At 53.3% G+C, this 20,943-nt stretch carries 17 protein-coding genes; all 17 read left to right on the top strand.

All coding sequences use genetic code 11. The features are described 5' to 3' along the window. Positions 1-39 precede the first annotated feature (39 nt). Positions 40-891, top strand: coding sequence for a translation elongation factor Ts (gene tsf / locus N7922_RS20360; protein ID WP_061497573.1), 852 nt, complete (start codon positions 40-42; stop codon positions 889-891). A 147-nt stretch (positions 892-1,038) separates the two neighbouring features. Continuing rightward, positions 1,039-1,764, top strand: a complete 726-nt coding sequence (pyrH, locus tag N7922_RS20355) for a UMP kinase (protein ID WP_061497572.1) — start codon at positions 1,039-1,041, stop codon at positions 1,762-1,764. Positions 1,765-1,929: 165 nt separating this feature from the next. Next, positions 1,930-2,487: a ribosome recycling factor gene (gene frr, locus N7922_RS20350; protein ID WP_263098001.1), complete on the top strand. Its 558-nt coding sequence runs from the start codon at positions 1,930-1,932 to the stop codon at positions 2,485-2,487. Positions 2,488-2,584: 97 nt separating this feature from the next. Continuing rightward, positions 2,585-3,784, top strand: coding sequence for a 1-deoxy-D-xylulose-5-phosphate reductoisomerase (gene ispC, locus N7922_RS20345; RefSeq protein ID WP_263098000.1), 1,200 nt, complete (start codon positions 2,585-2,587; stop codon positions 3,782-3,784). Positions 3,785-3,967: 183 nt separating this feature from the next. Next, positions 3,968-4,726 (top strand): (2E,6E)-farnesyl-diphosphate-specific ditrans,polycis-undecaprenyl-diphosphate synthase, encoded by a 759-nt coding sequence (gene ispU, locus N7922_RS20340; protein ID WP_061497567.1) that lies wholly within the window; start codon positions 3,968-3,970, stop codon positions 4,724-4,726. 12 nt (positions 4,727-4,738) lie between these two features. Next, positions 4,739-5,596: a phosphatidate cytidylyltransferase gene (gene cdsA, locus N7922_RS20335; RefSeq protein WP_263097999.1), complete on the top strand. Its 858-nt coding sequence runs from the start codon at positions 4,739-4,741 to the stop codon at positions 5,594-5,596. A gap of 11 nt (positions 5,597-5,607) precedes the next feature. Beyond that, entirely contained in the window at positions 5,608-6,957 is a 1,350-nt protein-coding gene (rseP, locus tag N7922_RS20330) for a sigma E protease regulator RseP (protein ID WP_263097998.1), read from the top strand. 31 nt (positions 6,958-6,988) lie between these two features. After that, on the top strand, positions 6,989-9,406 hold the full coding sequence (gene bamA, locus N7922_RS20325; protein ID WP_263097997.1) for an outer membrane protein assembly factor BamA: 2,418 nt from the start codon (positions 6,989-6,991) through the stop codon (positions 9,404-9,406). Positions 9,407-9,523: 117 nt separating this feature from the next. Beyond that, positions 9,524-10,018 carry a molecular chaperone Skp gene (skp, locus tag N7922_RS20320; protein WP_263097996.1) on the top strand — a complete coding sequence of 165 codons (495 nt, stop codon included), beginning with the start codon at positions 9,524-9,526 and terminating at the stop codon, positions 10,016-10,018. A 3-nt stretch (positions 10,019-10,021) separates the two neighbouring features. Beyond that, positions 10,022-11,047 carry a UDP-3-O-(3-hydroxymyristoyl)glucosamine N-acyltransferase gene (gene lpxD, locus N7922_RS20315; protein ID WP_263097995.1) on the top strand — a complete coding sequence of 342 codons (1,026 nt, stop codon included), beginning with the start codon at positions 10,022-10,024 and terminating at the stop codon, positions 11,045-11,047. A gap of 105 nt (positions 11,048-11,152) precedes the next feature. After that, complete coding sequence (gene fabZ / locus N7922_RS20310; RefSeq protein WP_007373234.1) at positions 11,153-11,608, top strand: 3-hydroxyacyl-ACP dehydratase FabZ; 456 nt, start codon at positions 11,153-11,155, stop codon at positions 11,606-11,608. 3 nt (positions 11,609-11,611) lie between these two features. Further along, entirely contained in the window at positions 11,612-12,400 is a 789-nt protein-coding gene (gene lpxA, locus N7922_RS20305) for an acyl-ACP--UDP-N-acetylglucosamine O-acyltransferase (protein WP_263097994.1), read from the top strand. Further along, positions 12,400-13,548, top strand: coding sequence for a lipid-A-disaccharide synthase (gene lpxB / locus N7922_RS20300; protein ID WP_263097993.1), 1,149 nt, complete (start codon positions 12,400-12,402; stop codon positions 13,546-13,548). Before lpxA ends, lpxB begins: the two co-directional genes overlap by 1 nt. Next, on the top strand, positions 13,545-14,141 hold the full coding sequence (gene rnhB, locus N7922_RS20295) for a ribonuclease HII (RefSeq protein WP_263097992.1): 597 nt from the start codon (positions 13,545-13,547) through the stop codon (positions 14,139-14,141). Before lpxB ends, rnhB begins: the two co-directional genes overlap by 4 nt. Before the next feature lie 27 nt (positions 14,142-14,168). Continuing rightward, complete coding sequence (dnaE, locus tag N7922_RS20290; protein ID WP_263097991.1) at positions 14,169-17,651, top strand: DNA polymerase III subunit alpha; 3,483 nt, start codon at positions 14,169-14,171, stop codon at positions 17,649-17,651. A gap of 12 nt (positions 17,652-17,663) precedes the next feature. Next, entirely contained in the window at positions 17,664-18,623 is a 960-nt protein-coding gene (gene accA / locus N7922_RS20285) for an acetyl-CoA carboxylase carboxyl transferase subunit alpha (protein ID WP_263097990.1), read from the top strand. Positions 18,624-18,750: 127 nt separating this feature from the next. Next, a complete protein-coding gene (locus N7922_RS20280; RefSeq protein ID WP_263097989.1) occupies positions 18,751-20,889 on the top strand; it encodes a lysine decarboxylase LdcC in 2,139 nt (712 codons plus the stop codon). The last annotated feature ends 54 nt before the right edge of the window (positions 20,890-20,943 follow it).

Genomic DNA, 20,943 nt, shown 5'->3' with positions numbered 1-20,943 from the left:
CTGAACCAGGCAGGTCATATCTCTCCCGAGGATTAAAGAATGGCTGAAATTACCGCATCCCTGGTAAAAGAGCTGCGTGAACGTACTGGCGCAGGCATGATGGATTGCAAAAAAGCACTGACTGAAGCGAACGGCGACATCGAGCTGGCAATCGAAAACATGCGTAAATCCGGTGCTATCAAAGCAGCGAAAAAAGCAGGCAACGTTGCTGCTGACGGCGTGATCATCACTAAGATCGACGGTACCTACGGCATCATTCTGGAAGTAAACTGCCAGACTGACTTCGTGGCGAAAGATGGTGGTTTCCAGGCATTTGCAAACAAAGTGCTGGATGCCGCTGTTGCTGGCAAAATCACCGACGTTGAAGTTCTGAAAGCACAGTTCGAAGAAGAGCGTGTTGCCCTGGTTGCTAAAATCGGTGAGAACATCAACATCCGTCGCGTTGCTTCCCTGGAAGGCGAAGTTCTGGGTTCTTACCAGCACGGTGCGCGTATCGGTGTTCTGATTGCGGCTAAAGGCGCGGATCAGGAGCTGGTTAAACAGCTGGCTATGCACGTTGCTGCAAGCAAACCGGAATTCGTTAAACCGGAAGACGTGTCTGCTGAAGTGGTAGAAAAAGAGTACCAGGTTCAGCTGGACATCGCCATGCAGTCTGGCAAACCGAAAGAAATCGCAGAGAAAATGGTTGAAGGCCGTATGAAGAAATTCACCGGCGAAGTTTCTCTGACTGGCCAGCCTTTCGTTATGGATCCGAGCAAAACTGTTGGTCAACTGCTGAAAGAGCACAACGCTGACGTAACAGGCTTCATCCGCTTCGAAGTGGGCGAAGGCATCGAGAAAGTTGAGACTGACTTCGCAGCAGAAGTTGCTGCAATGTCCAAGCAGTCTTAATCACTAAAAAGGAGCCGCCTTAGGGCGGCTTCTTTTTATGCCCTTCATCTGAAAATCAGCCAACACGCTAGTGTTTGCGCTGACAGGCGACGTATCATAGCGCCAGTATTAAATCCGTCCAATTGTTGACAGTCTCAGGAAAGAAACATGGCTACCAATGCAAAACCCGTCTACAAACGCATTCTGCTTAAGCTGAGCGGCGAAGCGCTCCAGGGATCCGAAGGCTTCGGTATTGACGCAAGCATTCTTGACCGTATGGCGCAGGAAATTAAAGAGCTGGTTGAACTGGGAGTTCAGGTTGGCGTGGTGATTGGTGGCGGTAACCTGTTCCGCGGCGCGGGGCTGGCAAAAGCGGGTATGAACCGCGTTGTGGGCGATCACATGGGTATGCTGGCAACGGTGATGAACGGCCTGGCGATGCGTGATGCGCTGCATCGTGCCTATGTGAACGCGCGTCTGATGTCCGCGTTTCCGCTGAATGGCGTGTGCGACAACTACAGCTGGGCGGAGGCTATCAGCCTGCTGCGCAATAACCGTGTCGTTATTTTCAGTGCCGGTACCGGTAACCCGTTCTTCACGACCGATTCCGCTGCTTGCCTGCGCGGTATCGAAATCGAAGCCGATGTCGTGCTGAAAGCAACCAAAGTAGACGGCGTGTTTACTGCCGATCCGGTGACCGATCCGACTGCAACGCTGTGTGAGCAACTGAGCTACACCGAAGTGTTGGATAAAGAACTGAAAGTGATGGATCTGGCGGCCTTTACGCTGGCCCGCGATCATAAACTGCCGATTCGCGTGTTCAATATGAACAAACCCGGCGCGCTGCGTCGCGTGGTCATGGGCGAAAAAGAAGGCACATTGATTACGGAATAATTCCCGTAAGCAATAAATAAAGGTAAGATTCCGCTTTAATTTATTGAGCCGTTCTTTCTGGCATCTCACGATGCCAGAATGTTGAACAGCGCTATACTTAGCACACCCGCAACCAGGCGTGCCTGCGTATGGTCTGCCTGCGACAAGATTTCAAGGATCCGTAACGTGATTAGCGATATCAGAAAAGATGCTGAAGTGCGCATGGAAAAATGCGTAGAATCGTTCAAAACTCAAATCAGCAAAGTGCGCACTGGTCGCGCTTCCCCGAGCCTGCTGGATGGCATCGTTGTGGAATATTACGGTACGCCGACGCCGTTGCGCCAGTTGGCAAGCGTAACAGTGGAAGATTCCCGTACGCTGAAAATCAACGTATTCGACCGCTCAATGAGCCCGGCCGTTGAAAAAGCCATCATGACATCTGATTTGGGTCTGAACCCGAACTCCGCAGGGAGCGATATACGCGTTCCGCTGCCGGCGCTGACCGAAGAACGTCGTAAAGATCTTATCAAAGTTGTTCGCGGCGAAGCTGAACAAGCACGCGTTGCTGTACGTAACGTCCGCCGTGATGCGAACGATAAAGTGAAAGCTCTGCTGAAAGACAAAGAAATCAGCGAAGACGACGATCGCCGTTCACAGGATGACGTGCAGAAACTGACCGATGCTGCCATCAAGAAAGTGGATGCGGCGCTGGCGGATAAAGAAGCGGAACTGATGCAGTTCTGATTCTATAAAAACCGACTAAAACGCCGTACAGAGAGCCATTACCGTGGCTTTGCTGGCGGCGTTTTGCTTTTTATTCTCGCAACGTTGTGAGCGTTTCATGAAGCATTTAACTCTTCTGGGCTCAACGGGTTCTATTGGTTGCAGCACGCTTGATGTGGTTCGCCACAATCCCGATCGTTTTTCCGTTACTGCGCTGGTGGCAGGCAAAAATGTTGCCCGTATGGTTGAACAGTGTCTGGAATTCACCCCACGTTTCGCTGTCATGGACGATGAGCAGAGCGCGCAGCAGTTAAAAATCGCTTTGCAAGAAACGGGTTGCCGTACTGAGGTGCTGAGTGGTCAGCAGGCGGCTTGCGAAATGGCCGCGCTGGGTGATGTTGATCAGGTCATGGCCGCCATTGTCGGCGCCGCCGGTTTGGTGCCAACGCTTGCTGCGATTCGCGCAGGCAAGACGGTCTTGCTGGCGAATAAAGAGTCGCTGGTGACCTGTGGCCGCTTGTTTATGGAGGCGGTGAAAGAGAGCGGCGCGCGGCTTTTGCCGGTGGATAGCGAGCATAACGCTATTTTTCAGAGTTTACCGGAAACAATTCAGCAAAACCTGGGGTACGCTGATCTGGAGCAGAATGGCGTTTCGTCTATTCTGCTTACCGGGTCTGGTGGTCCATTTCGGGAGACGCCATTAGCGGATCTGGCGGCGATGACGCCGGATCAGGCATGTCGCCATCCTAACTGGTCAATGGGGCGTAAGATTTCCGTTGATTCAGCCACTATGATGAATAAAGGTCTGGAATACATTGAAGCACGCTGGTTGTTTAATGCCTCTGCCCGCCAAATGGAAGTGCTGATCCATCCGCAATCGGTGATCCATTCCATGGTGCGTTACCAGGATGGCAGTGTTTTAGCGCAACTGGGTGAGCCGGATATGCGTACGCCTATTGCACATACAATGGCCTGGCCTGATCGTGTGCCTTCGGGTGTTAATGCCCTCGATTTCTGCAAACTGAATTCGTTAAGTTTCGCTGCGCCTGATTATGATCGTTATCCCTGCCTGAAGCTGGCCATTGATGCTTCACGCGACGGACAGGCAGCGACAACCGCGTTAAATGCAGCAAACGAGGTCACTGTTTCGGCATTCCTGGCGTCCGCGATTCGTTTCACGGATATCGCTGCCCTGAATCTGTCTGTGCTGGAGCAGATGGATTTACGTGAACCGCAAAGTATCGATGATGTATTGTCTGTTGACGCCCAGGCTCGTGATGTCGCGCAAAGAGAAGTGACGCGCTTCGCAAGCTGGTGATATTACAGCCATGAGTTACGGTGCTATTTGTTAGCGTTCGGCTTCGGTGATATAGTCTGCGCCACCCAATAGCCAGTTTGTAATATGGGCTGTTGGGTTAGCCGTGGTTTACACGGCTTTTTTGCGTAAAGGCTTGTGTATTCCTGAGTACCGCTCAATCCTTTTCAGGGACTAAAACGCGTTATGTTGTCTGCTAACCAACCGATAAGCGAAAGTTTGCCAACGCATGGCTGCCGCCATGTAGCGATAATTATGGATGGCAATGGTCGCTGGGCGAAAAGACAAGGGAAGCTCCGGGCCTTTGGTCATCGGGCTGGAGCAAAGTCTGTTCGCCGTGCGGTATCTTATGCCGCCAATAATGGTATTGATGCGCTGACGCTTTATGCTTTTAGTAGCGAGAACTGGAACCGCCCGGCGCAGGAAGTCAGCGCGCTGATGGAGCTGTTTGTGTGGGCGCTGGATAGCGAAGTGAAAAGCCTGCATCGTCATAATGTGCGTTTACGCATCATTGGCGATACCAGTCGTTTTAATACGCGTTTGCAGGATCGAATCCGTAAAGCGGAAGCGTTAACCGCCCAGAACACCGGGCTGACGCTGAATGTCGCGGCGAACTATGGTGGTCGCTGGGATATTGTTCAGGGAGTCCGTCAGTTAGCTGTGCAAGTGCAGGAAGGGCTATTACGCCCGGATCAAATTGATGAAGAAACGCTGAATAAGCAAATCTGCATGCATGAACTGGCTCCCGTTGATTTAGTGATTAGGACTGGTGGGGAACATCGCATAAGTAATTTTTTACTTTGGCAAATTGCCTATGCCGAACTTTACTTTACTGATGTTCTTTGGCCCGATTTTGATGAACAAGACTTTGAAGGTGCGCTACATGCCTTTGCCAATCGAGAGCGTCGTTTCGGCGGCACCGAGCCTGGTGGCGACAAAGCCTGATGGGGGTTGCTTTTGCTGAAGTATCGCCTGATTTCTGCTTTTGTATTAATACCAATTGTTATCGCAGCACTTTTTTTGTTGCCTCCGGTGGGGTTTGCTATCGTTACGCTCGCCGTTTGTATGCTCGCAGCGTGGGAATGGGGGCAATTAAGCGGCTTCACATCACGTACTCAGCGGATCTGGCTGGCGGTATTATGCGGGCTTCTGTTGGCGTTTATGCTGATTATGCTGCCGGAATATCATCACAATGTTCACCAGCCAATGGTCGCGGTCTCATTGTGGGCTTCGCTGGTCTGGTGGCTGATTGCGCTGGTGCTGGTGTTGGGTTATCCAGCATCCGCTGCGCTGTGGCGTAAGTCGAAAGTTCTGCGTCTGATCTTTGGCATACTGACGATTATTCCTTTTTTCTGGGGTATGCTGGCGCTCCGTGTCTGGCACTACGATCAGAACCACTATGGCGGTGCGCTGTGGCTGCTGTATGTCATGATCCTGGTGTGGGGCGCGGATTCAGGCGCGTATATGTTTGGCAAACTGTTTGGCAAACATAAGCTGGCGCCGAAAGTTTCGCCTGGCAAAACCTGGCAAGGTTTTCTGGGCGGGCTGCTGACCGCAGGCGTTATTTCATGGGGATATAGCGCCTGGGCGGATCTGAATGTTGCGCCTTCAACACTTTTAATTTGTTCAGTGGTCGCGACACTGGCGTCAGTGTTGGGCGATTTAACGGAAAGTATGTTCAAGCGTGAAGCCGGAATAAAAGATAGTGGTCATCTTATTCCGGGTCATGGCGGTATACTGGATCGCATTGACAGCCTGACAGCGGCAGTACCTGTATTTGCCTGCCTGTTACTGCTGGTTTTCAGGACGATTTAACGGAAGGTTTTATGCTGAGCATTCTCTGGAATCTGGCGGCGTTCATCGTTGCACTTGGTGTGTTGATCACCGTGCATGAATTTGGCCATTTCTGGGTTGCTCGCCGCTGTGGAGTGCGGGTTGAGCGCTTTTCCATTGGTTTTGGTAAAGCGCTCTGGCGCCGTACGGATAAGCACGGCACAGAATTTGTCATCGCCCTTATTCCGCTGGGCGGCTATGTCAAAATGTTGGATGAGCGTGTCGAGCCGGTTGCGCCGGAGATGCGTCATTATGCATTTAACAATAAAACGGTCGGTCAGCGTGCCGCCGTTATCACTGCCGGCCCCATCGCCAATTTCCTCTTTGCTATCTTCGCCTACTGGTTGGTCTTTATCATCGGAGTTCCTGGCGTTCGCCCGGTTGTTGGCGAAATAACGCCCAACTCTATTGCGGCCGCTGCGCAAATTGCACCCGGCACGGAACTAAAAGCGATTGATGGTATCGAAACGCCTGATTGGGATGCTGTGCGCTTACAGTTGGTGTCTAAAATCGGCGATAGCCAGACGACGATCAGCGTAGCGCCTTTCGGCAGTAACAATCGTCAGGACAAGGTGCTGGATTTACGTCATTGGGCCTTTGAACCTGATAAGGAAGATCCGGTTGCCTCACTGGGGATTCAGCCGCGTTCAGCGCAGCTCGAACCGGTGCTTGCAGAGGTTCAGGCTAACTCTGCGGCCAGCAAAGCAGGTTTGCAAGCTGGCGACAGGATCGTTAAAGTCGATGGTCAGCAGTTAACGCAATGGATGACGTTTGTGGCGCTGGTTCGTGATAACCCTGGCACATCGTTAGCCCTGGAAGTAGAAAGACAGGGGAGTCCCTTGTCTTTAACGTTAATACCGGATACAAAGCCGGGTAACAAGGCAGAGGGTTTTGCGGGCGTTGTGCCCAAAGTTATTCCGCTGCCAGATGAATACAAGACAGTACGCCAGTACGGGCCATTTAGCGCCATCGCCGAAGCTACGGATAAAACGTGGCAGTTGATGAAGCTGACGGTCAGTATGTTGGGGAAATTGATCACCGGTGATGTAAAACTGAACAACCTCAGTGGGCCGATTTCGATAGCTCAAGGGGCTGGGATGTCAGCGGAGTTCGGGTTGATTTACTACCTGATGTTCCTCGCTTTGATAAGCGTGAACCTGGGTATCATTAACCTGTTCCCATTACCCGTTCTTGATGGCGGGCATCTGCTGTTTTTAGCGATCGAGAAGCTGAAGGGCGGACCGGTATCCGAGCGAGTTCAAGACTTTAGTTATCGCATTGGCTCTATCTTGCTGGTGCTGTTAATGGGGCTTGCACTTTTCAATGATTTCTCTCGCTTGTAAGAGAGTTTGTTAGGAAGAACGCATAATAACGATGGCGATGAAAAAGTTGCTCATAGCGTCGCTGCTGTTTAGCAGCGCCACCGTATACGGTGCTGACGGGTTCGTAGTGAAGGACATTCATTTCGAAGGCCTGCAGCGTGTCGCCGTTGGTGCGGCCCTCCTCAGTATGCCAGTACGCCCTGGTGATACGGTGAATGATGAAGATATCAGTAACACCATTCGCGCACTGTTTGCCACTGGCAACTTTGAGGATGTTCGTGTCCTGCGCGATGGTGATACGCTTCTTGTCCAGGTGAAAGAACGCCCGACAATCGCCAGCATCACCTTCTCCGGCAACAAGTCGGTGAAAGATGACATGCTGAAACAGAACCTTGAGGCTTCTGGCGTACGTGTGGGCGAGTCACTGGACCGCACGACCCTGTCCGATATTGAAAAAGGGTTGGAAGATTTCTACTACAGCGTAGGTAAATACAGCGCCAGCGTTAAAGCTGTTGTGACGCCGCTGCCGCGCAACCGTGTTGACCTGAAGCTGGTCTTCCAGGAAGGCGTGTCTGCGCAGATCCAGCAGATCAACATTGTAGGTAACCACGCATTCAGCACCGAACAGTTGATCTCCAATTTCCAGTTGCGTGATGAGGTTCCGTGGTGGAACGTCGTCGGTGATCGCAAATATCAGAAACAGAAACTGGCTGGCGACTTAGAAACACTGCGCAGCTACTATCTGGATCGCGGCTATGCCCGCTTCAACATTGATTCGACGCAGGTCAGCCTGACGCCGGACAAAAAAGGGATCTACATTACCGTTAACGTCACCGAAGGCGATCAATACAAGCTTTCTGGCGTGCAGGTTAGCGGTAATCTGGCTGGTCACTCTGCAGAGATTGAAGGTCTGACGAAGGTCGAGCCGGGCGAGCTGTATAGCGGTGCCAAAGTGACCAAAATGGAAGACAGCATTAAAAAACTGCTTGGCCGCTATGGTTACGCCTATCCGCGCGTTCAGACGCAGCCGGAAATCAACGATACCGACAAAACGGTTAAGCTGCGCATCAATGTCGATGCCGGCAACCGCTTCTACGTGCGTAAAATCCGCTTTGAAGGTAATGACACCTCCAAAGATGCCGTACTGCGTCGCGAAATGCGCCAGATGGAAGGGGCATGGCTGGGCAGCGATTTGGTTGATCAGGGCAAAGAGCGCCTCAACCGTCTGGGCTACTTCGAAACGGTAGACACCGAAACGCAACGTGTTCCCGGCAGTCCGGATCAGGTTGACGTTGTCTACAAGGTTAAAGAGCGCAACACCGGTAGCTTCAACTTTGGCGTCGGTTACGGTACTGAGAGTGGTGTCAGCTTCCAGGTCGGCGTACAGCAAGATAACTGGCTGGGAACGGGCTACTCCGTCGGCATCAGCGGTACCAAAAACGATTACCAGACGTACTCCGAGTTCTCGGTCACTAACCCGTACTTTACAGTTGATGGCGTCAGCCTCGGCGGTCGTATCTTCTATAACGACTTTAAAGCTGACAATGCGGACCTCTCTTCGTATACCAACAAGAGCTATGGTCTGGATGGCACCCTTGGGTTCCCGATCAACGAGTACAACACCCTGCGTACAGGTTTAGGTTACGTTCATAACTCCCTGTCCAAAATGGAACCGCAGGTGGCGATGTGGCGTTATCTTGATTCCGTCGGGCAGAACGCCAGCAGGACGGATGACAATAACGGCTACTCGGCGGACGACTTCACCTTTAACTATGGGTGGACCTATAACAACCTCGACCGTGGTTATTTCCCGACGAAAGGGTCGCGTATTAACCTGAACGGCAAAGTGACCATTCCGGGGTCTGATAACGAGTTCTACAAAGTCACTGTCGATACGGCTTCCTACTTCCCTATTGATGACGATCACAATTGGGTCGTTCTGGGGCGTACTCGCTGGGGATATGGTGACGGCTTGGGTGGCAAGGAAATGCCATTCTATGAGAACTTCTATGCCGGTGGTTCGAGCACTGTTCGTGGCTTCCAGTCCAATAACATTGGTCCGAAAGCGGTGTATTACGGTGGCAGTGGCCTGGATAACTGCGATACTACAGATACCAGCAAGCTGTGTAAGTCTAGCGATGCGGTTGGTGGTAACGCAATGGGCGTCGCCAGCGTCGAGCTGATTACGCCTACGCCGTTTATCAGCGATAAGTATGCGAACTCTGTCCGTACTTCCTTCTTCTGGGATGCGGGTACGGTTTGGGATACAAACTGGCAGAATACCGCAGAGATGAAAGCACTGGGCGTTCCGGATTATAGTGATCCGAGCAATATCCGTATGTCTGCAGGTATTGCTTTACAATGGATGTCCCCATTGGGGCCGTTGGTCTTCTCCTACGCCCAGCCGTTTAAAAAGTACGATGGAGACAAAGCGGAACAGTTCCAGTTTAACATTGGTAAAACCTGGTAACGTATCGCTGCAAGGGAATGTATCAGCAGTGTAGTGATGGCTGAGGCCCTGGATAGAAGGCCCGGCCACGCAAAGAGCTGTACCTCCGGGTACAAACGGGATGGTAAGGAGTTAATTGTGAAAAAGTTGTTATTAGCTGCAGGTTTCGGTTTGGCAATGGCAGCGTCCGCTCAGGCAGCAGACAAGATTGCGATTGTTGATATGGGTAACCTGTTACAGCAGGTCGCGCAGACTTCCGGCGTTTCTCAGACCATGAAAAACGAATTCGGCGGTCGCGCAAGCGAACTGCAGAGCATGGAATCCGACCTGCAAGCCAAAAAACAGCGTCTGCAGCGTGATGGTTCTACGATGAAACCAGCCGATCGCGCTAAGCTGGAAAAAGAACTGACTACCGGTGGCCAGGCATTTGCTCAGAAAGCACAGGCTTTCGAACAGGATCAGGCTCGTCGTTCTAACGAAGAACGCGGTAAACTGGTTACCCGTATCCAGACTGCAGTGAAAAAAGTTGCTGCGGACCAGGGTATCGATCTGGTTGTTCCTTCCAACGCCGTTATTTACAACAGCAACGATGTCAAAGACATCACCGCTGATGTACTGAAACAGGTTAAATAAGTAATGCCTTCAATTCGACTGGCTGATTTAGCTCAGCAGTTGGATGCAGAACTACACGGTGATGGCGATATCGTCATCACCGGCGTTGCGTCCATGCAATCTGCTCAAGCAGGTCACATCACTTTCATGGTAAATCCAAAATACCGTGAGCATCTGGCTGCATGCCAGGCGTCCGCCGTTGTTATGACGCAGGACGATCTTCCTTTTGCCAGGAGCGCAGCGCTGGTCGTCAAAAATCCGTACCTGACTTATGCGCGTATGGCCCAAATTCTGGATACCACGCCGCAACCGGCACAAGACATTGCCCCAGGTGCGGTGATTGATGCAACGGCCAGGCTGGGTAATAACGTCTCAATTGGCCCGAATGCGGTGATCGAATCCGGCGTGACGCTGGGTGATAACGTGGTTATCGGCGCTGGCTGTTTTGTCGGGAAAAATACGAAAATTGGCTCAGGCTCGCGCCTGTGGGCCAATGTCACCATTTACCACGAGATTGAGATCGGCGAAAATTGCCTTGTTCAATCCGGGACGGTGATTGGTTCTGATGGTTTTGGTTACGCCAACGATCGCGGTAATTGGGTTAAAATTCCACAACTTGGCCGCGTGATTATTGGTAATAACGTTGAGATTGGCGCCTGTACCACGATCGATCGTGGCGCGCTGGACGATACCTGCATTGGCAATGGCGTCATCATTGATAACCAGTGCCAGATTGCACATAACGTCGTGATTGGCGACAATACCGCGGTTGCGGGTGGCGTCATTATGGCGGGCAGCCTGAAAATTGGCCGTTATTGCATGATTGGCGGTGCCAGCGTAATCAACGGGCATATGGAAATTTGCGACAAGGTTACTGTAACGGGGATGGGGATGGTCATGCGTCCTATCACTGAGCCTGGCGTTTACTCTTCGGGTATCCCGCTGCAGCCTAACAAAGTGTGGCGTAAAACCGCAGCCCTGGTGATGAACATTGATGATATGAGCAAGCGCCTGAAAGCAGTCGAGCGCAAGGTTAATCAACAAGAATAATCATTCGCCATTTAACGCGTTTAAATCCCGGCCTGTGGGCATTCTCAAGATTGCCGCGGGCCGTGTTATTATTGCCTTTTAGTATATTTGGACAGGAAGAGTATTTTGACTACTGACACTCATACTCTGCACATTGAAGAGATTCTGGAACTTCTGCCGCACCGCTACCCGTTCTTGCTGGTAGACCGTGTGCTGGATTTTGAAGAAGGTCGTTTTCTGCGCGCAGTAAAAAATGTTTCGGTCAACGAACCGTTTTTCCAGGGGCATTTCCCTGGCAAACCGATTTTCCCGGGCGTGCTGATCCTCGAAGCAATGGCGCAGGCAACCGGTATTCTGGCGTTCAAAAGCGTTGGAAAACTGGAGCCGGGTGAGCTGTATTACTTCGCTGGCATCGACGAAGCGCGCTTTAAGCGCCCGGTTGTGCCTGGCGATCAGATGATCATGGAAGTCACTTTCGAAAAAACCCGCCGCGGCCTGACCCGTTTTAAAGGTGTTGCGCTGGTAGACGGTAAAGTTGTTTGTGAAGCGACTATGATGTGTGCACGTAGCCGGGAGGCCTGATACGTGATTGATAAAACCGCCTTTATTCATCCAACAGCCGTTATTGAAGAAGGTGCCATTATCGGCGCTAACGCTCATATCGGCCCATTCTGTATTGTGGGACCCCACGTTGAAATTGGTGAGGGTACCGTACTGAAGTCTCACGTTGTCGTGAATGGCCATACTAAAATTGGTCGCGACAATGAGATCTATCAGTTCGCCTCCATCGGCGAAGTTAACCAGGATCTGAAATATGCTGGTGAACCGACTCGCGTGGAAATTGGCGATCGCAACCGCATTCGCGAAAGCGTCACCATTCACCGCGGCACAGTACAGGGCGGTGGGTTGACGAAGGTGGGGAGCGATAACCTGCTGATGGTTAATGCGCACGTTGCGCATGACTGTACCGTGGGTAGTCGCTGCATCCTCGCGAATAACGCCACGCTGGCGGGGCACGTCTCCGTTGACGACTTTGCGATTATCGGCGGCATGACCGCAGTGCATCAGTTCTGCATCATCGGTGCGCATGTGATGGTCGGCGGCTGTTCCGGCGTCGCACAGGACGTTCCGCCATATGTGATCGCTCAGGGCAACCATGCCACGCCGTTTGGCGTGAACATTGAAGGCCTGAAACGTCGCGGCTTTAGCAAAGAAGCGTTAGTGGCTATCCGTAACGCGTATAAATTGCTGTACCGCAGCGGTAAAACGCTGGAAGAGGCGAAACCGGAGATTGCTGAGCTTGCGGCGAAGCATCCGGAAGTTGATGCGTTCCTGCAGTTCTTCGAACGTTCAACGCGCGGTCTGATTCGTTAATGGTCGACAATCGTCCTCTTACGATAGCCCTGGTCGCCGGAGAAACCTCCGGCGATATTCTTGGTGCTGGTCTTATTCGCGCACTGAAAGCCCGTGTACCCAATGCCCGCTTTGTCGGCGTAGCGGGGCCGCGTATGCAGGCGGAAGGGTGTGAAGCCTGGTATGAGATGGAAGAGCTGGCGGTCATGGGAATCGTTGAGGTGCTGGGGCGCTTGCGCCGGTTACTGCACATCCGCGCCGATCTGACCCGACGCTTTAGCGCACTGAAACCGGATGTGTTTGTCGGTATCGACGCACCGGATTTCAACATTACCCTCGAAGGCAATCTGAAAAAGCAGGGTATCAAAACGATTCATTACGTCAGCCCGTCTGTCTGGGCATGGCGGCAAAAACGTGTTTTCAAAATTGGCAGAGCCACCGATCTGGTGCTCGCGTTTCTGCCTTTCGAAAAAGCGTTTTACGACAAATTCAACGTACCGTGTCGGTTTATCGGTCATACCATGGCAGATGCCATGCTTCTGGATCCGGATAAGAACGCCGCACGGGAGCACTTAGGCATTGCCCATGACGTGCACTGCCTGGCGCTGTTACCTGGTAGCCGTGGTGCAGAAGTTGAGATGCTGAGCGCCGACTTTCTGCGTACAGCGCAGCTGCTCCGTGAGCGTTATCCCGATCTTGAAGTGGTTGTACCGCTGGTTAACGCCAAACGTCGCGAGCAGTTTGAACGCATCAAAGAGGACGTCGCACCGGAGTTACCTGTGCATCTGCTCGACGGTATGGCGCGTGAGGCAATGATCGCCGCCGATGCCGCATTATTAGCCTCCGGCACGGCGGCGCTGGAGTGCATGCTGGCGAAGTGCCCGATGGTCGTTGGCTATCGCATGAAGCCGTTTACGTTCTGGCTGGCGAAACGGCTGGTCAAGACGCCGTATGTCTCGCTGCCCAACCTGCTTGCCGGGCGTGAGCTGGTAAAAGAGCTGTTGCAGGATGAGTGCCAGCCGCAAGCATTGGCTGAGGCGCTGGAACCGTTGCTGGCTAACGGCAAAACCAGTAACGAAATGCATGAAATTTTCCGCGAACTGCACCAGCAGATTCGCTGTAATGCCGATGAGCAGGCGGCTGATGCCGTGCTGGAGCTAGCAAAATGATGGAGTTTGTTTATCCACACACGCATCTGGTTGCCGGTGTGGATGAAGTCGGGCGCGGCCCTTTAGTGGGCGCGGTGGTGACGGCGGCGGTGATCCTCGATCCTGAACGCCCTATTTTCGGCCTTAACGATTCGAAAAAATTATCCGAAAAACGCCGTGTGACGCTCTACCATGAGATAAAAGAAAAGGCGCTGGCCTGGAGTCTGGGTCGCGCGGAGCCGCATGAAATTGACGAGCTCAATATTCTGCATGCCACCATGCTGGCCATGCAGCGTGCCGTTGCCGGGTTGGCGATCCGCCCGGAATTCGTACTGATTGACGGCAATCGTTGCCCGCAACTGCCGATGCCATCGCTGGCGGTGGTAAAAGGAGACAGCCGGGTGGCGGAGATTAGCGCGGCATCAATCCTCGCGAAAGTCACGCGTGATGCCGAAATGGCCGCGCTCGATCTGATATTTCCTCAATATGGTTTTGCGCAGCATAAAGGGTATCCCACTGCTTTCCATCTGGAGAAGCTGGCGGAGCATGGCGCAACCGAGCATCACCGACGCAGCTTTGCGCCGGTTAAACGCGCGTTGGGCCTTGTGTCCTGATTCTGGTGACGTTAAAGGAATCTGAAAATGGCTGAACCACGTTTCGTACACCTGCGGGTGCACAGCGACTATTCCATGATCGATGGGCTGGCGAAAACCGGGCCGCTGGTAAAAAAGGCGGCCTCGTTGGGCATGCCTGCGCTGGCGATCACCGATTTTACCAACCTGTGTGGTCTGGTGAAGTTCTACGGAACGGGGCACGGTGCAGGCATAAAGCCCATCGTGGGCGCTGACTTTCATGTGCAGTGCGATCTGCTTGGCGACGAGCTGACGCAACTGACGGTCCTTGCTGCCAATAATGTTGGCTATCAGAATCTGACGCTGCTGATTTCACGTGCCTACCAGCGCGGCTACGGTGCGCAAGGGCCGTGGATCGATCGCGACTGGTTGCTTGAGCTTAATGAAGGTCTGATCCTGCTTTCCGGCGGTCGTATGGGCGACGTCGGGAAATGTATGCTGCGTGGCAACAGCGCGCTGGTTGAGCAGTGCCTGGCTTTCTATATTGAGCATTTCCCCGATCGTTACTACCTGGAATTGATCCGCACCGGGCGCGCAGACGAAGAAACCTGGCTACATGCCGCGGTGCAACTGGCGGAAGAACAGGGTTTGCCGGTTGTTGCCACCAACGATGTGCGTTTTCTTGAGGCAGGGGATTTCGACGCGCATGAAATCCGCGTGGCTATCCATGACGGTTTTACCCTCGACGATCCCAAACGCCCGCGCAACTACTCTGCTCAGCAATATATGCGCAGCGAAGAGGAGATGTGCGAGTTGTTTTCCGACATCCCGGAAGCGCTGGAGAACTCGGTAGAAATCGCCAAACGCTGTAATGTTACCGTGCGTTTGGGCGAGTATTTTCTGCCGCAATTCCCGACCGGTGAAATGACCACCGAAGACTTCCTGGTCACTAAGTCGAAAGAGGGGCTGGAAGAGCGTCTTGAATTCCTCTTCCCGGATGCAGAAGAGCGCCTTAAACGCCGCCCGGAATATGATGAGCGTCTGGACATTGAACTCCAGGTGATCAACCAGATGGGGTTCCCCGGCTACTTCCTGATCGTGATGGAGTTTATCCAGTGGTCGAAAGATAACGGCGTACCGGTAGGACCGGGGCGAGGATCCGGTGCGGGTTCGCTGGTGGCGTATGCGCTAAAAATTACCGACCTCGATCCGCTGGAATTTGACCTGCTGTTCGAACGTTTCCTGAACCCGGAACGTGTTTCGATGCCCGACTTTGACGTTGACTTCTGTATGGAGAAACGCGACCAGGTGATTGAACACGTGGCGGATATGTACGGGCGCGACGCGGTATCGCAGATCATCACCTTTGGTACCATGGCGGCAAAAGCGGTTATCCGCGATGTGGGCCGTGTGCTGGGGCATCCGTACGGCTTTGTCGACAGGATTTCCAAGCTGGTGCCGCCCGATCCGGGCATGACGCTGGCGAAGGCATTTGAAGCAGAGCCGCAACTGCCAGAGATCTACGAAGCAGACGAAGAAGTTAAGGCGCTGATTGATATGGCGCGCAAACTGGAAGGGGTGACGCGAAACGCCGGTAAACATGCCGGTGGCGTGGTGATCGCGCCGACCAAAATCACCGATTTTGCGCCGCTGTACTGCGACGAAGCCGGTCAGCACCCGGTTACCCAGTTTGATAAAAACGATGTGGAATACGCAGGGCTGGTGAAGTTTGACTTCCTCGGGTTGCGCACGCTGACCATCATCAACTGGGCGCTGGAGATGATCAACGCCCGCCGCGAAAAACAGGGGCAGCCGCCACTGGATATTGCCGCCATCCCGCTGGATGACAAGAAAAGTTTCGACATGCTGCAACGCTCGGAAACCACAGCGGTATTCCAGCTTGAATCCCGCGGCATGAAAGATTTGATTAAGCGTCTGCAGCCGGACTGCTTCGAAGATATGATCGCACTGGTGGCCCTGTTCCGTCCGGGGCCGTTGCAGTCGGGCATGGTGGATAACTTTATCGACCGTAAACACGGGCGTGAGGAGATCTCCTACCCGGATGTGCAGTGGCAGCATGAAAGCCTGAAACCGGTACTGGAGCCGACCTACGGCATTATCCTGTATCAGGAACAGGTTATGCAGATTGCCCAGGTTTTGTCTGGTTATACCCTTGGCGGCGCAGATATGCTGCGTCGTGCGATGGGTAAGAAAAAGCCGGAAGAGATGGCGAAGCAGCGCGGTACGTTCGAAGAAGGGGCGAAGAAAAACGGCGTTGACGGCGAACTGGCGATGAAAATCTTTGACCTGGTGGAGAAATTCGCCGGTTACGGATTTAACAAATCGCACTCTGCCGCCTATGCTTTGGTGTCATACCAGACGCTGTGGTTAAAAGCCCATTACCCGGCAGAGTTTATGGCGGCGGTAATGACGGCGGATATGGATAACACCGAAAAAGTGGTCGGTCTGGTGGATGAGTGCTGGCGCATGGGGCTGAAAATCCTGCCGCCAGATATCAACTCAGGTCTCTACCATTTCCACGTTAATCATGACGGCGAAATTGTGTACGGCATCGGCGCCATTAAAGGTGTGGGTGAAGGCCCAATCGAAGCGATCATTGAAGCGCGTAATAACGGCGGCTACTTCCGTGAGTTGTTTGATCTGTGTGCTCGCACGGACATTAAAAAGCTTAATCGCCGGGTGCTGGAAAAACTGATTATGTCCGGGGCGTTTGATCGCCTTGGCCCGCATCGCGCAGCGCTGATGAACTCGCTGGGTGATGCGTTGAAGGCGGCCGATCAGCATGCCAAAGCGGAAGCGATCGGTCAGGCGGATATGTTCGGTGTGCTGGCGGAAGAGCCGGAACAAGTTGAGCAGTCGTACGCCAGTTGCCAGCCATGGCCGGAACAAGTCCAACTGGATGGCGAACGGGAAACGTTAGGTTTGTACCTGACCGGGCACCCGATCAACCAGTATTTGAAAGAAATTGAGCGCTATGTCGGAGGCTATCGGCTGAAAGACATGCATCCGACTGAACGTGGAAAAGTGACCACGGCGGCGGGGCTCGTCATTGCTGCGCGGGTTATGGTCACCAAGCGCGGCAATCGTATCGGCATCTGTACGCTGGATGACCGTTCCGGGCGTCTGGAGGTGATGTTGTTCACCGACGCACTGGATAAATACCAGCAATTGCTGGAAAAAGACCGCATACTTATCGTCAGCGGACAGGTCAGCTTTGATGACTTCAGCGGCGGGCTTAAAATGACCGCCCGCGAAGTGATGGACATTGACGAAGCCCGGGAAAAATATGCCCGTGGGCTTGCTATCTCGCTGACGGACAGGCAAATTGATGACCAGCTTTTAAACCGACTCCGTCAGTCTCTGGAACCGCACCGTTCGGGAACCATTCCAGTACATCTCTACTATCAGAGGACGGATGCGCGTGCGCGATTACGCTTCGGCGCAACGTGGCGCGTCTCTCCGAGCGATCGTTTACTTAACGATTTGCGTGGCCTCATAGGTTCGGAGCAGGTGGAACTGGAGTTTGACTAATACAGGAATACTATGAGTCTGAATTTCCTTGATTTCGAACAGCCGATTGCTGAGCTGGAAGCGAAAATCGATTCTCTGACCGCTGTTGGCCGTCAGGATGAAAAACTGGATATTAACATCGACGAAGAAGTGCATCGTCTGCGCGAAAAAAGCGTAGAGTTGACGCGCAAAATTTTCGCCGATCTTGGTGCATGGCAGGTTGCCCAGTTGGCTCGCCATCCGCTGCGTCCATACACCCTGGATTATGTCCGTCTGGCTTTCGATGAGTTCGACGAACTGGCAGGCGACCGTGCCTATGCGGATGATAAAGCCATTGTTGGCGGTATCGCGCGTCTGGATGGTCGTCCGGTCATGATTATCGGCCACCAGAAAGGTCGCGAAACCAAAGAAAAAATTCGCCGCAACTTCGGTATGCCGGCGCCGGAAGGTTATCGTAAAGCGCTGCGCCTGATGGAAATGGCAGAACGCTTTAACATGCCGATCATCACCTTTATCGACACCCCGGGCGCGTACCCTGGCGTTGGTGCTGAAGAGCGTGGTCAGTCTGAAGCGATTGCCCGCAACCTGCGTGAGATGTCTCGCCTGAACGTGCCGGTTATCTGCACCGTGATTGGTGAAGGCGGTTCCGGCGGCGCGCTGGCGATTGGCGTCGGCGATAAAGTGAATATGCTGCAGTACAGCACCTATTCCGTTATCTCGCCGGAAGGGTGTGCGTCTATCCTGTGGAAAAGCGCAGACAAAGCCCCGCTGGCCGCAGATGCAATGGGCATTATCGCCACGCGCCTGAAAGAGCTGAAGCTGATCGACTCCATTATTCCGGAACCGCTGGGCGGCGCGCACCGCAACCCGGAAACAATGGCAGCGTCGCTGAAAGCGCAGCTGCTGGCGGACCTGGCCGATCTGGATGTGCTGAGCAAAGACGATCTGCGTAACCGCCGTTACCAGCGTCTGATGAGCTACGGCTACGCCTGATATTGCTGCAAGCCGGATACGCGAAGCGCCATCCGGCAGAAACAACGAGCTGCACCTTGTGTGCGGCTTTTTTTATATTTGCGATTTACCTCAGCTATGATTAGCGAATGTTTTTAAGGAGGTAGCCGTGAATATTATTGCCATCATGGGACCGCATGGCGCGTTCTACAAAGATGAACCCATCAAGGAGCTGGAGCAGGCGTTACAGGCGCAAGGGTTTCAGATTATCAGGCCACAAAATAGCAACGACTTACTGAAGTTTATCGAGCACAATCCGCGCATCTGCGGGGTGATCTTTGACTGGGATGAGTATTCCCTCGATTTGTGCAGTGAAATCAATCAGCTTAATGAGTTCTTGCCGCTCTACGCTTTTATTAATACGCACTCGACCATGGATGTCAGCGCTCAGGATATGCGTATGGCGTTGTGGTTTTTTGAGTACGCGCTAAGCGTCGCCGACGATATTGCGACGCGCATCGGCCAGTACACGCAAGAGTACCTGGAAAACATTACGCCGCCGTTTACCCGCGCGCTGTTCACCTATGTTAAAGAGGGAAAATACACCTTCTGTACGCCGGGGCATATGGCGGGTACTGCGTACCAGAAAAGCCCGGTGGGATGCCTGTTTTACGACTTTTTTGGTGGCAACACGTTAAAGGCGGACGTGTCGATCTCGGTGACGGAGCTGGGATCGTTGTTGGATCACACCGGGCCGCATCTCGAAGCGGAAGAGTATATTGCCCGCACTTTCGGCGCTGAGCAGAGCTACATGGTGACCAACGGTACCTCGACGTCGAACAAAATTGTGGGGATGTATGCTGCACCTGCCGGTAGCACCTTGCTTATCGATCGTAACTGCCATAAATCGCTGGCCCATTTACTGATGATGAGCGACGTTGTGCCGATCTGGCTAAAACCGGGTCGCAACGCACTGGGGATCCTCGGTGGGATCCCGCGCCGTGAGTTCACCCATGCCAGTATTGAGCTAAAGGTGGCGAATACCCGCGGAGCCCACTGGCCGGTGCATGCGGTGATCACCAACTCCACGTATGACGGGCTGCTGTATAACACCAACTGGATCAAACAGACGCTGGATGTCCCGTCGATCCACTTCGATTCTGCCTGGGTACCGTATACCAATTTTCACCCAATCTACGCCGGTAAAAGCGGCATGAGTGGTGAACGGATGCCGGGCAAAGTCTTCTTTGAAACCCAGTCGACGCACAAAATGCTGGCGGCTTTTTCGCAGGCATCGCTGATCCACATTAAAGGCGACTATGACGAAGAGACGTTCAACGAAGCTTTTATGATGCATACCACGACCTCACCGAGCTATCCGCTGGTGGCCTCGATTGAGACGGCCGCTGCGATGCTGCGCGGTAACCCTGGCAAGCGGCTGATTAACCGTTCGGTGGAGCGTGCGCTGCATTTCCGCAAAGAAGTACAGCGCCTGAAAGAGGAAGCGGATGGCTGGTTCTTCGATATCTGGCAACCCGAAGAGATTGATGAAGCCGACTGCTGGCCAGTTGCGCCGGGCGAGAGCTGGCACGGTTTTCGGGAGGCGGACGCCGATCATATGTTCCTCGATCCGGTGAAGGTCACTATCTTAACGCCGGGAATGGATGAGCTGGGAAACATGGGTGACGAGGGGATCCCGGCGGCGCTGGTGGCCAAATTTCTCGATGAGCGCGGTGTGGTGGTCGAAAAAACAGGTCCGTATAACCTGCTGTTTCTGTTCAGTATTGGTATTGATAAAACCCGTGCCATGGGGTTGTTACGCGGCTTGATGGAGTTTAAGCGCGCCTACGATCTGAACTTGCGAGTGAAAAATATGCTGCCGGATCTCTATGCTGAAGATCCGGATTTTTACCGTACGATGCGGATTCAGGATCTGGCGCAGGGGATCCATCGGCTTATTCGTCAGCACGATCTCCCTCGATTGATGTTGCAGGCATTCGACGTGCTGCCAGAAATGAAAATGACGCCACATGAGGCCTGGCAGCGGCAGATCCAGGGCGAAGTGGAAACCATCGAGCTGGAAAAACTGAGTGGTCGCATCTCCGCCAATATGATCCTGCCCTATCCGCCAGGTGTCCCGCTGGTGATGCCCGGCGAGATGATCACAGAAGCAAGCCGCCCGGTGCTCGATTTTTTACTGATGCTGTGTGCGATTGGCCGCCACTATCCCGGCTTTGAAACCGATATTCATGGCGCGAAGCGTGACGAGGAGGGCGTCTACCGGGTACGAGTCCTAAAAGTCCACTGATCTGTTGCGGTCAAATGCAGGCGGAGTTAACGTGCTGGGAGGACTAAAAAGGAG

This window comes from Kosakonia sp. ML.JS2a (assembly GCF_025642095.1).
Lineage (GTDB): Bacteria > Pseudomonadota > Gammaproteobacteria > Enterobacterales > Enterobacteriaceae.
This window is presented reverse-complemented; position numbering and strand designations above follow the sequence as displayed.

Coding starts and splice junctions, on each gene's coding strand:
- tsf (WP_061497573.1), top strand. CDS start 40: ATGGCTGAAATTACCGCATCCCTGGTAAAAGAGCTGCGTGAACGTACT.
- pyrH (WP_061497572.1), top strand. CDS start 1,039: ATGGCTACCAATGCAAAACCCGTCTACAAACGCATTCTGCTTAAGCTG.
- ispC (WP_263098000.1), top strand. CDS start 2,585: ATGAAGCATTTAACTCTTCTGGGCTCAACGGGTTCTATTGGTTGCAGC.
- ispU (WP_061497567.1), top strand. CDS start 3,968: ATGTTGTCTGCTAACCAACCGATAAGCGAAAGTTTGCCAACGCATGGC.
- rseP (WP_263097998.1), top strand. CDS start 5,608: ATGCTGAGCATTCTCTGGAATCTGGCGGCGTTCATCGTTGCACTTGGT.
- bamA (WP_263097997.1), top strand. CDS start 6,989: ATGGCGATGAAAAAGTTGCTCATAGCGTCGCTGCTGTTTAGCAGCGCC.
- lpxD (WP_263097995.1), top strand. CDS start 10,022: ATGCCTTCAATTCGACTGGCTGATTTAGCTCAGCAGTTGGATGCAGAA.
- lpxB (WP_263097993.1), top strand. CDS start 12,400: ATGGTCGACAATCGTCCTCTTACGATAGCCCTGGTCGCCGGAGAAACC.
- rnhB (WP_263097992.1), top strand. CDS start 13,545: ATGATGGAGTTTGTTTATCCACACACGCATCTGGTTGCCGGTGTGGAT.
- dnaE (WP_263097991.1), top strand. CDS start 14,169: ATGGCTGAACCACGTTTCGTACACCTGCGGGTGCACAGCGACTATTCC.
- accA (WP_263097990.1), top strand. CDS start 17,664: ATGAGTCTGAATTTCCTTGATTTCGAACAGCCGATTGCTGAGCTGGAA.